Here is a 14,202-nt window from a genome sequence, read left to right on the forward strand (position 1 = left end):
CTTTATTTTGCCTGCTCAGTTTCTTTTTCAGCCTTAGTATCTGCAACTTCGTCGTCATCCTTTGGTGTCGTACCATCAGCACGCGTCTTCTCAGTTGGCTTGTCCCATGAGACAAAATCACAATCTGGGTAACGTGAGCAACCATAGAATGTGCGACCACGCTTCGTCTTACGCTCAACGATTTGTCCGATACCACACTTTGGGCAACCAAGCCCAATTTCTTCAACAATCGTTTGTGTGTTTCGACAATCAGGGAACCGAGAACAAGCGTAGAACTTGCCATAGCGTCCCATCTTTTCAAGCATCGGTGCCCCACAGACATCACAATCGAAGCCAGCCAAACGGTCCTTTAATACAATCTTTTCCATTTCCGTTTCAGCTTTCGTTAACTCTTTAGAGAACGGCTTGAAGAAATCGTCAATTACTTTGACCCAATTTTCTTTACCTGCCTCAACGTTATCTAAACTAGTTTCAACTTCAGCTGTAAATTTAATGTTTGTCACATCCGGGAAAAATTCTTGCACTGTATTTTGGACCAACTCGCCTAGTTCGGTTGGCACAAATTTCTTGGCATCAATTCGGACGTATCCACGCTTCTGAATCGTTTCAATCGTCGCAGCATAAGTTGATGGTCGACCAACCCCGTTCTCTTCAAGCGCCTTAACCAAGGCCGCTTCAGTATAACGGGCAGGTGGTTGGGTAAAGTGCTGTTCAGGTGACATTTTAGCTAACTGCACCAAATCGCCAACCGTTAACGTTGGTAGCTTGTTATCCTTTTCCTTCGCAGCAGGATAAGCCTTCGTAAATCCAGCAAACTTCGTCTTTGAGCCATTAGCACGGAACATCACCCCGTTTTGCTCAATCGTAACTGCCATAGTATCCAAAATTTCTGGCGTCATTTGACTTGCCACAAAACGCGACCAGATGAGTTGATATAACTTAAATTGATCATTCGTCAACTTATCCTTAATTGATGCCGGCGTACGGAAAACCGACGTTGGTCGAATCGCTTCGTGGGCATCTTGGGCACCTTCTTGTTGCTTACCTTGGACAGGCTTAGTTGCGGCGTACTCGGCCCCATATTCTTCGTGAATAAAGGTTGAAGCATCAGCCTTGGCGATTTCAGAAATTCGCGTTGAATCGGTACGCATATAGGTAATCAATCCAACACTACCTTCCTTACCACCTAAGTTGATACCTTCATACAACTGTTGTGCCGCCATCATTGTTTTCCGGGTACGGAAGTTTAACTGTGTGTTAGCAGTTTGCTGCAAAGTTGATGTCGTAAAGGCTGGTTGCGGATTACGCTTACGTTCCTTAGCTTCAACCTTGGTAATATCAAAGTCACTCTTTTGATTTAAGCGTCGTAAGATATCTTGGACAGCTTCATTATCAGGCAATTCCACTTTTTTACCATCAACGCCATAAAAAGTGGCTTTAAAGGTCGTTTTGTCTTTCTTGAACTCTGAGTCCATTGTCCAATACTCATCAGGTTGGAAAGCCTGAATTTCATTTTCACGTGCAATAACCAATCCTAGTGCAACAGACTGTACACGGCCAGCAGACAAGCCCTTTTTGACCTTCTTCCACAAAATTGGTGAAATTGAGTAACCAACCAAACGATCCAAAACACGTCGAGCTTGTTGGGCATCCACAAGATCCATATCAATCTTACGAGGCTGTTTGAAAGCGTCTTTAACTGCATCTTTCGTGATTTCGTTGAACACGACTCGATTTTCACCAGACTCTAAATCCAAATCTAAAATGTGTGACAAATGCCACGCAATAGCCTCACCTTCACGATCCGGGTCGGACGCCAAGTAAACATGTTTAGCAGCCTTTGCATCTTTCTTTAGCCCCTTGATTACATCACCTTTACCACGAATGTTAATGTACTTTGGTGCATAATCATTCTCAATATCAACACCCATGGTTGACTTTGGCAAATCACGAATGTGACCAATACTAGCAACCACCTTATACGTGCTACCCAAATACTTTTCAATCGTTTTTGCTTTCGATGGAGACTCAACGATTACCAAGTTTTTCTTTGGCTTCGCCTTAGACTTTGTTTTGGCTTTCGTAGTCGTCGCACGCTTTTTAGATGGCTTTTTTTCTGTTTCAGTTGCCATGGCGTGGACCTCTTTTCTGTTAGTTTTTTGTTTTCTTCTATATATAGCAGTTAAAATGCTCTATCAATAAAGTACTATACACTACCTGTCTATAATTTGACAAATGCTAACTGGGTCATCTGTGAAACATTTACCAAGCGTTAACGTACTCCGCCAAAATCTGGGCTGGCGAAATAAGCGGGATTGCACCTGCTGCGATTAAGGTGTTAGTCCCTTCTGACAAGGGGCTAGTCACCGGGCCCGGTACCGCCATCACAACCCGATTCTCATCCAGAGCCACATTGGCCGTAATTAACGACCCTGATTGTTGTCGTGCTTCAACAACAACCGTCACTCGGGCTAATCCTGCAATGATGCGGTTTCGTTCCGGAAAATGATGTTTTGCTGGGGGTTCCCATGGTAAATACTCGCTTAAGATTAGTCCTTGTTGGCTGATTTGAGTTTGCAAATTGTCACGACGCTTTGGATAAGCTACATCAACGCCGGTGCCAATCACAGCGATTGTTTGCCCAGCCTGTGCCATAGTCTCCCGGTGGACAGCTTCATCTGTACCTCGTGCTAAACCTGATACCGTGACCAATTGTGCGCTCACCAAATGCGGTAACCAGGTCGCTAATACTTGCTGACCATACCGCGTTAATTCACGTGATCCCACAATTGCCACACACGCCCGATTGATTAATGTATAATCGCCTTGAAAGAAAAGGCAGAGTGGCGGTTGTGCAATCTCTCTGAGTAGTTCCGGGTATGCATCATCAGCCAGAGTCACCACTGGGTATTGTTTGACCAAATTGTAAGCACGGCGTAGTTCTCCCGACCGTATAGCGACTCTAATTTTAGTTTGGGCAGCAACCGACAATTCCGTCAATGTAAATATTTCTTGCAATGTTAAGCGTTGGCGCTGTGTTTCCTGCAAAAATTGCCAAATCTTATGACGCCTCATTAAACCAATTCCCGGTAACAAGCGAACCCATAATAAAAAATCACGTTGTGTCATCATATCCCTCCTAACCAGGAAAGACGTTACACAACGTGATTTTTCTTTTTTATAACAGTTTCTAAGTCATTTTATGATAAGTACTGTTTCACCGGTGCAAACGTTCGTCGGTGGATTGGCGTGACACCGTGGGCAGCTAGCCCTGCCAAATGCTCGGCCGTGCCATAACCAGCATTGTGGTCAAAGCCGTAACCAGGATAGTCAATTGCATATGCCGCCATTAAGTCGTCACGAAAGTTTTTAGCCAAAATTGACGCAGCACCAATTGAAATACTCCGATCATCACCCTTAATTAGCTTCTCTTGCGGCAACGGTAAATCAACCGTCATCGCGTCAATCAGTAAACCATCAACCTGAACGGATAAATTCTCAATGGCCTGTTTCATCGCCACCCGTGACGCCTCATAAATATTCAATGTGTCGATATCTGCCGCATCAACAACACCAAACGCGAAGGCAACCACTTCTTCTTTAATTGCCGCATCCAAGGCCAATCGGGCTTTCTCGGACAATTGCTTTGAATCATGAACTGCCAACAAATCGAATTGATCATCAATTACAACCGCTGCCGCCACCACTGGACCAGCTAATGGGCCGCGACCAACTTCGTCAACCCCAGCTAAGACAAGCCCCTCCGACCAAGCATCTCGTTCAAACGAAAGTCGGGCCTGAAAGGCTGCCAACTTTTCAGCTTGTTTCTGTTGCTGCTTTTCGTAACGATCAAGTAATTTTTGCACACCGATTCGGTCATCCTGTCGCCAGCGTACTAAATCAGCTGCCGTTGGTTGCGCTGCCAGGGCTAGCTTAATGGCCGAAATCGTCTCAGCTTTAGTCATTAACCACTTCTCCGATGTGATCTTCTGGCATCTCAACCGTGTATGTGCCTAACTTACCACGACGCAAGTCAAGCAACATACGTTCAGCAGCGCGATCATAATCATCCTTAAAGCCTAACTTTTGGGTAATCAGCAGTAACATCTCGACGTCGGTATTCGCTTCCCAGGCGTCGTCTGCCAAATGATAACGTGCCACGATAGCAGCTGGATTATATGTTCGCATAAACTTTAAAGTCGCCAGCGCAATATCATCTTGGTTAATCAATTGGTCCTTAATCGCCCCTGTCATCGCCAGATGTTCACCAACGCGCTGATCTTCAAACTTTGGCCATAACACTCCCGGCGTATCCAAAAGTTCCAAATTAGTCGGTGTCTTCAACCATTGCAACTTCTTTGTCACACCAGGACGATCACCAGTAATCGCAACATTCTTTGTGACCAAGTGGTTCAACAACGTCGACTTACCCACGTTCGGAATCCCTGCCACAAGGGCCCGTATTGGCTTATCTTTAACGCCCTTCTCTTCAAGGGCGGCCCATTTATCGGCCAAGACTTTGCGCGCGGCCTTTGTCATAATTTGTGGCGTTTTGTGACCACGTGTGTCCAATGCAACAACTTCAAGTCCTTGGTCCACGAAATACTTAGTCCAAGCCTTAGTTCGCTCAGGATCAGCCAAATCTGTCTTCGTCATCACTAACAAACGTGGCTTGTTCCCCAACACCTCATCCAGTTCAGGGTTACGTGATGAAACTGGGATCCGGGCATCCACCAATTCAAACACAATATCAACATACTTTAAATTCTCACGCATTAAGCGGAAGGCTTTGGCCATGTGGCCAGGGAACCATTGAATAATTTGGGCCATAATAGACTCCTTTCTATGTATGGTGGTACCCCACCAATTCGTCCTATTCCTCTGAAGCCAAGTAACGTGACCAGGCTTCATCAAAAATCGACATGCTATGCAAGTAACTTGCATTTTCTTCTAAATAACGGGACAAGCTTTCAAAATCTTCCGCTTGTTTTGGAAATTGATGGTCGTAAAACGCGGCATTGGCAAACGTTTGCACCTCGTCAAACGTTACCGGATTGCGTTGCGTCATCAACCATGAAAAAAATGGGCGTCGCATTATCGTGTAAATCCTCCGCGGAAAACAAATTTGTTCTGGGCCGGTTCAATCGTCACAGCTTTAAACCGCATATCATTAACCTTCGGCGTCTTACCAAGGTCGATGAGGATGGTCTGCTTTGATGTATTAATTTTTAGCCAGTCTGGCAAGTTCATCATGTTACCGATATAGCCCATGACGTACTTAACCGGCAATGGTAGTTGTCCGACGGCGACCGAATCAGCATGCAATAGGATGCCACCATGTTTCGTTACCTCTGGCGTCATCTTCATACCAAAATCGACATTTTGACCCAAGAGCTTGTATGTACCATACACCATCATGCCAGTTTTTGTCATTTCAAAACGGAATTTATTTTTTAATGAAGGATCATCATTTAAGTATTTTTCAACAATCGCATTAAGCTCAGTGCGATCGACGCTGACTTCAAAAGCCGCCTGACTGAGTTGCGGTTGCGTATCTACTGCTTGTTGTCTGTCCTGTGGTAATAAAAGCAAACCAATCACAATCAATACCATCACAACAATCGTGGCACCTACACCTGTAATGATGCCTTGTACACGATCACGACTAGGCATAACAAAGCCAAATCGTGTTACCTTACGTCGTTGCATCTACTTCACCAGCCATTCTGATTCTTTTTCGGCCATTCGCTTCACAAGCAATTTACTCATTTTGTCATACCCTTTATCATTCGGGTGATAGTGATCAAGTGTCGTAATATAATCATTTAATTCCTTATCACTCTTGCCATTCAACGTATCCTGCACCATTTTGTTATTAAGCGAGCCCCGGTTTGCTTGTTCTGATTCCTTAACTAATTCCTGCCGCGCAGCACGCGTTTGGTACTGCCCATACGTCAATGTCTTAAACGTTGACACGTAATAAATCTGCGAATCAGTGGCCGCGATATTGGCATTGATGCCGTTGTAAATTTTAACATCCGCATTTAAGTCTTGCCGGTTTGCTAAATAAACGTATAGCGGATTGTAATTACCAAACAAAAAAATGGGTGCATCTGGATTCTTTTTTTGGATGAACTTCATGAGTTTCATGAGTTTTTCGGTGTAGGTTGGCATACTCTTAACAACTTCTTTCGTCACAGCAGTATCTGACTTCGCAAAAATTGCTTTAAACAACGTTTGTTGTAAATCGTTGCCCCCTACCGTCATGACAATCACATCGGCCTTTTTTATATCGCGGACCGCTTTTTTATCAGACTTCACCCGTCGCAAAATCTGATCAGACCGATCACCAGCCTTACCATAATTGGCCGTCTTTACCCGAACACCGTAAGCTTTGGTCAATAACTTTGCCGTGCGTTTTGTATAGCCTTGCTGTTTTGTCGTATCGCCAATCCCCTCAGTTAGGGAATCACCGACTGCAACCAAACGAATATTTGATTTCTCAGCCGCGTTTACCTGGCCAACGTTTAGGAGACTTGTCGCAACCGATACCACCAAAAGTCCCAAAATAAACCGTCGATGTTTTGATTGTTTCAACTTGGTTCGCCTCCTCGATATCATTATTCTGACTTACTATTCTACCATATTTCGTGACACAAAAAATGAGTGAACCCACAAAAACGTGAAATCACTCATTTTAAGCACTATGTTACTTTAATAAATAGCTGAACCCAATTGCACCTGCACCAGTGTGCGTTGAAACAGTTGGTGAAGTTTGTTGTACCACAATCTTAACGTCTGGGAAAATCTCATTAACCTTGTCGGCTAGTTCTTGTGCTTCAACTGGGATACCAGCGTGTGAGATGCCAATTGCTGCAACCCCATTTGGAGCTGCTTGCATTTGCTCAACAATCTTCTTCAAGTACGCTTTAGTTGATTTCGCCCCGCGTCCCTTAACCTCAACGTTGATATTACCTTGCTCAATGTGGGCACCAACCTTGATATTTAAGACGCCGGCAATAAACCCAGCTGTCTTCGATAGACGACCACCGGCTACTAAATTATCTAAATTAGAAACAGTCAAATACAGTTGCGTGTTGTCACGAATGCGTTGAATTTCGGCTAAAACTGCTTCTTTTGAAGCGCCGGCAGCCGCCAGCTTAGCAGCTGCCAAAACTTGGAAACCTTCCGCACGGTCAATAAATTCAGAGTCTAGCGTCGTAATATCGCCTTCAACCATTAATGCAGCTTGACGTGCCGCGTCGGCTGTACCAGACAACCCCTTAGTCAAATGAATTGAAATAATATGCGTCTCTGGGTCGGCCGCCATAATTGACTCATACACTTCAGTAAAATAACCAAGTGCTGGTTGTGATGTTTGTGGCAAATTCTTTGCCTCAGCCATCTTATCCATAAATTCGACACGAGATAGCGTCACACCATCTTGGTAAGACGTACCATCAATCGTAATACTCAATGGTACGATTTTAACATCAAGTTCTGCAGCTTCTTCAGGTGTCAACATTGCTGTTGAGTCAGTAACAATTTTTACTTGGGCCATGTGATATAATCCCCGTTTGTTTTTTATTAAGTACCTTAATTATGCCATTTTTACAGCTTTAGTTCAAGTTAATAAGGTTTAATAACCTGACAACTAGTATTTAAAACCGTCTAATTTAGTATATAAAACAAAGGAGCATCAATCGATGCTCCTTCTTAATAAATGCAAAATGTCATTAAAGTGAGTCAGGCTCACGAATCCAAGCCAAAGCCAAGGCCCCGGCCCCTAGATGAGTGCCGATTACCGGTCCAAAATAAGTTAATTCGAACGGCATATCAGGATGACGCTGTTGCAACTCATCACGCCACTTTGCGCCTGCTTCAGGTGCATTCGCATGAATCACCATGGCACGCAATGGATAATTTGCCTCCGCGCGAGCCTGATCAAACAACTCTTCTGCACGGGCCATCGCTTTCTTCATCGAGCGCACCTTCTCAAAAGGCACAATATAATTTGAATCATTATCAAACGTCAAAATCGGCTTGACCTTCAACATCGTTCCGATGATAGCAGAAGCGTTTGACAAGCGACCGCCTCGCACCAAATTTTGTAAGTCATCCACAATAAAGTACTCATCCATTGTGGTGGCCATTTGGTCCATTGTCGCAATGATGTCTGCTGGTTCAGCCCCATTTTGGGCCATCTGAGCTGCTTTCATCACCAAGTGCCCCATTAAGCGCACTGTAATCTTTGAGTCATAACCAAACACTTGGAAGCCTGGCACGGCATCCGTTAGTCCAGCGACCGTATTCACCGTTCCTGAAATCGTTGCAGCCAGGTTAACAACGATTGCACCGTCATAACCATCCGCTTTCAATGACTCAAATAACGTAATCCATTCACCAACCGCTGGTTGTGATGTTGATGGGAAACTTGCGGACGTGGCTAGTTTCTCATAAAATTCGTCAGTCGTTAAATCGATACCTTCACGATAAACCGTTCCGTCAATAATAACTGGAATGGGCATTACCTTGATATCAAGTGCAGCGACCTCGTCATGGCTCAAATAAGCCGTCGAGTCCGTTACAATCGCAATTTTCATCTCAATAATCCTCTCAATTGTGTTTTAATCTGTTGTCTTCTTAGGCAATCGTAGGAAAATAACCAATCCAATCAAGAAAAGAATTGATAATGATCCAGCCGCATATTGCACGCGACCCGTCGTTTGTGACACGATTCCAAAAATAGCAGGTCCGATAATCGCCGAGAACTTACCAAAAATATTGAAAAAGCCGAAAAATTCGCTGCTTCGTTCCTTAGGTACAAGCTGACCAAGATATGACCGCGATAATGCCTGCATACCACCTTGTGATGAACCAACACCAAAGGCCAGTAACCAGAATTGATTAGGGTGATTAATAAAAATAGCAAATAATGTAATTCCGATATAAATCAGCATCCCCATAATCAAAACGTTCCGGTTACCAAACCGATTTGCCAACCATCCATATACAATTGAGAATGGAAAGGCAATTAGTTGTACAACTAGCAATACCACAATCAACTGGCCACTTGGAATTCCGATAGCTAAAGCAAACGATGATGCCATCGTAAAGATTGTATTAACTCCGTCGATATAAAAGAAGTAAGCAATCAAGAAGCCTGCTAGTGCTGGATATTTTGGCAACACGCGTAACGTATGCCAGAGTCGCTTAAGTGACGCTTTCACCTGATGATCAACTCGTGGCAACGCATAGGTTTGTCGCACATTTTTCATAAATGGTATTGTAAACACCGCCCACCAAATCGCTGATAGCACAAATGCGAACTCAACTGAACCATAGCTCGAGAAAAAGCTACGTCCAACCATAAAAATGATGAACGGTACTAGGCCACCTAAATAGCCAAAGCCATACCCAGCTGAACTCACCATATCCATGCGTTTATCGGTCGTTACGTCGGTAATGTAGCTATCGTAGAAAACATTTGCAGATGAGTACCCGATAAATGATACCACAAAGACCGCTAGCAGGAGAAACAGATTGTCACTCGGAACTGCCGTCAAAGCGAACGTGCCAAGCACACCCAAGGCCGTGAAGAAGTAGAAGAGTCGCCCCTTCATCCCTTGAAAATCAGCCAACGCGCCTAATATCGGTGCCAACACAGCGCCAGCTAAAGTTGCGATGGAATTGGCATACCCCCAATAGGCCGTCGCATGTGTCGCTGAAATGCCGTTATTGGCAGCCACCGATGTTAACCAAATCGGCAAAACCGCCGTTATCACGATGATGCCATAACCTGAATTCGCCCAATCATAAAAAATCCAGCTCCATTCAGTCTTACTAAATAATTTGCGCATCCATTACTCCTTAAACGCTTGATCGATTGTGTGACCAGCAATTGGGGTTTGGAACCGTAGATTTAGCAAGTGCGCCATTGTCGGCCCTTCGTCTGTCAAATCAACATCTAAGTCCAAAACTTGACCAGCCTTGATATCTGGCCCATTTAAAATCAACGTCGTCGTATAGTCATCATTGTCTGGGTGATAGCCATGCGTTCCCTTATAACGATCAACTTCGCCACGTTCCAACATCTCGTTTGTCACTTCTTCGACAACAGCCGGGCGACGCGTTTCATCGGTAAAGTAGTAACCCTTCTCACCTTCAATCATCAGCGTTGCCGCTGGATCAGCACCAAATGTCACAATATCATGATGGTCATAAATTGCTTTAACACCCGGCACATCTTTCACAACATCCTTCACTTGATCAAGCAAAGCGCTATCCTTCAAATAAATGTAGGTTGCACCATCAGTGTGCTTCGCAATAACCTGCCAATTGCGGGCAACACGACCATTCCGTGTTGCCTTCAACCAACCGCGATTAGCAAATAACATGTTCAGGTGAATCATCTTTGAGACGTTCTGTTGATAGTGATCACCAAGAATCATGAAGTCTGTCTCTTCAAAAATGCCCGCATCTTTAGTTGCTTGAATCAAGTCACCAACGTGCTTGTCCAAGCGATCTAAGGCATCCCACGCTTGTTGCGTCCGAACCCCATAACGGTGCCGATGTGAATCCATGTCAACCAAGTGCACCAACGTAAGATTTGGCTTCTTGGTCCGAATAGTATCAGCAGCCGCAGCCGTAATAAAGTTATCCAACTCTGGCTGTTGAATACCATTGCGTAAATGACCAAACTTACGGTCCATTTGTAGCAAGAACAATGGCGAACTTGCTCGCAATGACGTTGTGTATTGATTGGTCCAAATACGGTTTGGGAAAATCTCAGCAATATTCCAGTTGATATGTGCCCCCGCAGTGACAGGCCACAAGAAAGCAGCTGTCGTCATACCAGCTTCGCGTGCCAAGTCATAGACCGTCGGTACCTTAATGTGCTTTGCATACCAATACCAATCTGGTGAGACTCGTTCAGGTTGCATAAGGGTCGCATTCACAACGCCGTGCGTTTTTGGATAGGTTCCCGTGATAATTGACGTGTGTGATGGATAAGTAATTGACGGATAAACGCCTTTTACGTCACGCACCCATGTTCCTCCAGCGACCAATGCTGATAGGTTTGGCAAAAATTGTAAGCGCGCCTTCAAATCAGCGCTACCCATTGCATCTAACGAGATAACAACTGCGTGCTTTGCCATTAAACTAATCCTCCTATATTTGCTTACTTAATGACTTTTCAAGACGGTTAAGTAAGATTTGAACCATGCTTTTTTCTTCAGCGGACCATAACTTAAATGCAGTTTCTTCATAGATCATATGCTGTTCGTTAACAGCCGTCAGTACGTCATTACCCTTGACTGTGAGCTCGTATATTAATTGGCGCCGATCGCGACCAACGGCAATATTTGAAACCATTTCTTTCTTGAGTAATGAACTTAGCTGCCGTGACAATGTCGAATTATCAAGGCCCGTTTCATCGGATAACTTATCTTGAGTATCAAACCCAGCGGCAACATGACTCAACAACTGCCACTCGGCAATTGTCAGTCCGTTACTTTTTGTCATCTTCGTCAGCATGGTCTTGTACTGTTTTTCAGTATCGCGTAACGCTTCTAAGACGGTTTTCATCCCAACCTCCTGACATAACTTATAGATTATACGCTTTTTGTATTACACAATTAGGACAAAAAGGTTTTCCTTACCATTACAAAGCTTCCTTAACCGATAATGGCACAATTTTTGACCCGTGCAGCTCACTGACATTGAGTTGCTGTGATAACCATTCTGCATTCTCAAACGTCACACCACCACCAGGTAGAATCGCGAGACCCGTTGGTGCCATTTGGACAATCTCTTGTAAATGCGACACTGTTTCCGTGATCGGCACGGTTAACTTCCCACCGTGCGTTAACACACGTATTACCCCGTAATTCGCCAACCAGCGCAAGGCCTGTTGTTGACAACGTTCTGCAATATCATCAAAAGCCATGTGACACACCACTTGCATGGGCTTTGCAGCTTCCAGCAACTTGGTCATGCGATCCCGAGCTAGATGCTTTTTGACGTCGACCACCCCAAACGTCACCGTCTTGACCCCCAAAGCCCGCATGCGGCGTAACGAACGGCGCATATCTTCAATTTCAACCTCAGAATAGTCGAAGTCACCACCCCGTGGGCGAATCATCACGACCAAATCAATTTGCGCTTCAGCTGCCAACGTCACAGCTTCAGCAACTGTCTGGTCATCTGGGGTTAGTCCTCCCAAATCCAAACGACTATTTAATTCCACGCGATCGACGCCATTACGAATCGCGGCACGCATTGTATCGATGTCAGCCAGTGCAATTTCCTTGATCATGATGAACCCCCCTAAAATTTCTAATTTAAGCTTATTTTACTAAATTTCAGACATTGGCTGTTAATTGAACCATTTTGGTTAATGAGACTTTAATATTTTAACCACGGCCAAGCAAAAAACGACTAGCAATACCACGTTGGTACCGCTAGTCGTTTTAACAATTTGTCATTACTGCTGTGCTGGTTTATTTTGACGTAACCGTTGCACCATTGCAAAATCAGGCGTCACTGCCATGGTCGTTTGTCCCTCGAAAATTACGAAACCAGGTTTAGAACCATTTGGCTTTCGCAACCGGCGGACTGGCAAGTAGTCTACAGGCACATTCGCGGAATCTCGAGCCTTCGAAAAGTACGCTGCTAACATCGCACCTTCAAGCAATGTGTCATCAGATGGATTTGCATCGTGAATGATAACGTGAGAGCCTGGAATATCCTTAGTGTGTAGCCAGATATCTGATTTAGCAGCCGTCTTCATGGACAACCGTTCATTTTGTAGATTGTTTTTACCCACTTCAATCAACGTGCCATCAGTTGCATAGAACTTTTCCGGTTGGCTAACCTGAGGCTTTTGCTTCTTCTTACTCTGCACCCGCATGTAGCCTTCTTGAATCAACTCTTGACGAATTTCTTCGATATCCTTTGGCGAGGCGATATCAATTTGTGCAAGCAAGTTTTCAAAATAATCGACTTCCTCTTGCGCCATGGCAATTTGCTCATTCAAGTACTTCACAGACGTCTTCAATTTGTTGTACTTCGTGAAATACTTCTGGGCGTTTTGTGATGGGCCGATTTGGTTAGACAGAGCAATTTTGAGGGGCTTATTATCGTCATAATAATTTGGCAACTCAATTTCAGTCATGCCACGCTCCAACTGGTGCATGTATGTCGTCAATAACTCACCTTTAACCTTAAATTCATCCGCATTATCAGCTGCATCTAGTTCAGCTTGTTGCTTCTTAATCTTAGTTTTATTCTTCTTCAATTCATTTCGAACAACTCGCAAAACAATGGCTGCTTGTTGTTGTACGCGATCTCGTTCTGATTTTTCAGCAAAGTACGCATCCAACATTTCACTGAGTGTTGGATAGGTTAACACATTACCCTGTACTGTTAACCACTCAAACGGGGTGAAATTAACACCCTTTTCCGTGGAAATCAGGCGTGGTTCTGGCTGATCGAAGTGGCCAAACCAATCTTGCGCTAACTTCATCGCATCGCCGGATTGTTGCAACACCGCTGCTAATTCTTGTGCCGAATCACGGGCAAATCCTTGGAATGTGGTTTGAATCCCCTTCGCCAAATCGTTCACATCTGGGTTATCCAAAATCAAATTAGCTAGTCCATCAAGTGATTCATACGGATTAATCACATCTTGCTTCGGTGGCATAACATAAGTACCACCAGGCATTAGTGTTCGTACACGATTTTGGTCAGCTGGAACGTGCTTAATCAAATCCAAAATACGTTGTGTCGGTTCGTCAATCAAAAACAAATTTGAGTGACGTCCCATCATCTCCAGGATAAGTGACGTCTTCTCTTCGTCACCCAGTTCATTGCGTCCAGAAGTGGTGAACTTAATCATACGATCATTTGCCACCTGCTCAACGCGCAGCAATTGGGCGCCTTCTAGATGCTTACGAAGCATCATGGCAAAATTAGGTGCCGTTTGCGGGTTCGCATACTTAATACGAGAGATCTGTGCCCGCGCAAACGAAGGATGCGCACTCAATAACACTGGATAATTTGTACGATTATTACGAATTACCAGAAAAATTTCGTTAGGGTATGGTTGGTGGATCTTCATGATTCGGCCACCAGCCAAAGTTTCATTCAACTCACGCACCATTGCGTGCGTAAAGAGACCATCAAAAGACATGAGTTGTC

General features: G+C 44.4%; 14 protein-coding genes. All 14 read right to left on the reverse strand.

The genetic code is table 11. The features are described 5' to 3' along the window. Window positions 1–2: 2 nt before the first annotated feature. The 14 genes from topA to ACJ28U_RS06760 all read right to left on the reverse strand — a co-directional run bounded on the left by topA (window position 3) and on the right by ACJ28U_RS06760 (window position 14,194). The gene (gene topA, locus ACJ28U_RS06695; protein ID WP_407618773.1) at window positions 3–2,132 is read right to left on the reverse strand and encodes a type I DNA topoisomerase; all 2,130 of its coding nucleotides are present in this window, start codon (window positions 2,130–2,132) and stop codon (window positions 3–5) included. A 130-nt stretch (window positions 2,133–2,262) separates the two neighbouring features. Further along, window positions 2,263–3,132, reverse strand: a complete 870-nt coding sequence (gene dprA / locus ACJ28U_RS06700) for a DNA-processing protein DprA (protein WP_407618774.1) — start codon at window positions 3,130–3,132, stop codon at window positions 2,263–2,265. 68 nt (window positions 3,133–3,200) lie between these two features. Then, entirely contained in the window at window positions 3,201–3,965 is a 765-nt protein-coding gene (locus ACJ28U_RS06705; protein ID WP_407618775.1) for a ribonuclease HII, read from the reverse strand. Beyond that, window positions 3,958–4,830 (reverse strand): ribosome biogenesis GTPase YlqF, encoded by an 873-nt coding sequence (gene ylqF / locus ACJ28U_RS06710; protein ID WP_407618776.1) that lies wholly within the window; start codon window positions 4,828–4,830, stop codon window positions 3,958–3,960. Before ylqF ends, ACJ28U_RS06705 begins: the two co-directional genes overlap by 8 nt. Window positions 4,831–4,873: 43 nt before the next feature. Then, on the reverse strand, window positions 4,874–5,095 hold the full coding sequence (locus ACJ28U_RS06715; RefSeq protein WP_010373722.1) for a YozE family protein: 222 nt from the start codon (window positions 5,093–5,095) through the stop codon (window positions 4,874–4,876). After that, window positions 5,095–5,709 carry a YpmS family protein gene (locus ACJ28U_RS06720; RefSeq protein WP_407618777.1) on the reverse strand — a complete coding sequence of 205 codons (615 nt, stop codon included), beginning with the start codon at window positions 5,707–5,709 and terminating at the stop codon, window positions 5,095–5,097. Before ACJ28U_RS06720 ends, ACJ28U_RS06715 begins: the two co-directional genes overlap by 1 nt. Further along, window positions 5,710–6,597 carry a GDSL-type esterase/lipase family protein gene (locus ACJ28U_RS06725; protein ID WP_407618778.1) on the reverse strand — a complete coding sequence of 296 codons (888 nt, stop codon included), beginning with the start codon at window positions 6,595–6,597 and terminating at the stop codon, window positions 5,710–5,712. It lies immediately after the preceding gene. 112 nt (window positions 6,598–6,709) lie between these two features. Next, the gene (locus tag ACJ28U_RS06730; protein WP_407618779.1) at window positions 6,710–7,561 is read right to left on the reverse strand and encodes a DegV family protein; all 852 of its coding nucleotides are present in this window, start codon (window positions 7,559–7,561) and stop codon (window positions 6,710–6,712) included. A gap of 175 nt (window positions 7,562–7,736) precedes the next feature. Then, window positions 7,737–8,603: a DegV family protein gene (locus tag ACJ28U_RS06735; protein ID WP_407618780.1), complete on the reverse strand. Its 867-nt coding sequence runs from the start codon at window positions 8,601–8,603 to the stop codon at window positions 7,737–7,739. Window positions 8,604–8,627: 24 nt separating this feature from the next. Continuing rightward, the gene (locus ACJ28U_RS06740) at window positions 8,628–9,860 is read right to left on the reverse strand and encodes an MFS transporter (RefSeq protein WP_407618781.1); all 1,233 of its coding nucleotides are present in this window, start codon (window positions 9,858–9,860) and stop codon (window positions 8,628–8,630) included. 3 nt (window positions 9,861–9,863) lie between these two features. Further along, window positions 9,864–11,159: an alkaline phosphatase family protein gene (locus tag ACJ28U_RS06745; RefSeq protein ID WP_407618782.1), complete on the reverse strand. Its 1,296-nt coding sequence runs from the start codon at window positions 11,157–11,159 to the stop codon at window positions 9,864–9,866. A gap of 13 nt (window positions 11,160–11,172) precedes the next feature. Further along, window positions 11,173–11,589 (reverse strand): MarR family winged helix-turn-helix transcriptional regulator, encoded by a 417-nt coding sequence (locus ACJ28U_RS06750; RefSeq protein ID WP_407618783.1) that lies wholly within the window; start codon window positions 11,587–11,589, stop codon window positions 11,173–11,175. A 76-nt stretch (window positions 11,590–11,665) separates the two neighbouring features. Beyond that, window positions 11,666–12,319 (reverse strand): copper homeostasis protein CutC, encoded by a 654-nt coding sequence (locus ACJ28U_RS06755; protein ID WP_407618784.1) that lies wholly within the window; start codon window positions 12,317–12,319, stop codon window positions 11,666–11,668. Between the two features lie 168 nt (window positions 12,320–12,487). Continuing rightward, window positions 12,488–14,194: an NFACT RNA binding domain-containing protein gene (locus ACJ28U_RS06760; protein ID WP_407618785.1), complete on the reverse strand. Its 1,707-nt coding sequence runs from the start codon at window positions 14,192–14,194 to the stop codon at window positions 12,488–12,490. Window positions 14,195–14,202 lie beyond the last annotated feature (8 nt).

The sequence above is a fragment of the Weissella sp. MSCH1 genome (genome assembly GCF_045799135.1).
Lineage (GTDB): Bacteria > Bacillota > Bacilli > Lactobacillales > Lactobacillaceae > Weissella.

Bases quoted from the DNA above. Each gene is read 5' to 3' on its own strand.
- topA (WP_407618773.1), bottom strand. From the start codon at position 2,132: ATGGCAACTGAAACAGAAAAAAAGCCATCTAAAAAGCGTGCGACGACT.
- dprA (WP_407618774.1), bottom strand. From the start codon at position 3,132: ATGATGACACAACGTGATTTTTTATTATGGGTTCGCTTGTTACCGGGA.
- ACJ28U_RS06705 (WP_407618775.1), bottom strand. From the start codon at position 3,965: ATGACTAAAGCTGAGACGATTTCGGCCATTAAGCTAGCCCTGGCAGCG.
- ylqF (WP_407618776.1), bottom strand. From the start codon at position 4,830: ATGGCCCAAATTATTCAATGGTTCCCTGGCCACATGGCCAAAGCCTTC.
- ACJ28U_RS06715 (WP_010373722.1), bottom strand. From the start codon at position 5,095: ATGCGACGCCCATTTTTTTCATGGTTGATGACGCAACGCAATCCGGTA.
- ACJ28U_RS06720 (WP_407618777.1), bottom strand. From the start codon at position 5,709: ATGCAACGACGTAAGGTAACACGATTTGGCTTTGTTATGCCTAGTCGT.
- ACJ28U_RS06730 (WP_407618779.1), bottom strand. From the start codon at position 7,561: ATGGCCCAAGTAAAAATTGTTACTGACTCAACAGCAATGTTGACACCT.
- ACJ28U_RS06735 (WP_407618780.1), bottom strand. From the start codon at position 8,603: ATGAAAATTGCGATTGTAACGGACTCGACGGCTTATTTGAGCCATGAC.
- ACJ28U_RS06740 (WP_407618781.1), bottom strand. From the start codon at position 9,860: ATGCGCAAATTATTTAGTAAGACTGAATGGAGCTGGATTTTTTATGAT.
- ACJ28U_RS06745 (WP_407618782.1), bottom strand. From the start codon at position 11,159: ATGGCAAAGCACGCAGTTGTTATCTCGTTAGATGCAATGGGTAGCGCT.
- ACJ28U_RS06750 (WP_407618783.1), bottom strand. From the start codon at position 11,589: ATGAAAACCGTCTTAGAAGCGTTACGCGATACTGAAAAACAGTACAAG.
- ACJ28U_RS06755 (WP_407618784.1), bottom strand. From the start codon at position 12,319: ATGATCAAGGAAATTGCACTGGCTGACATCGATACAATGCGTGCCGCG.
- ACJ28U_RS06760 (WP_407618785.1), bottom strand. From the start codon at position 14,194: ATGTCTTTTGATGGTCTCTTTACGCACGCAATGGTGCGTGAGTTGAAT.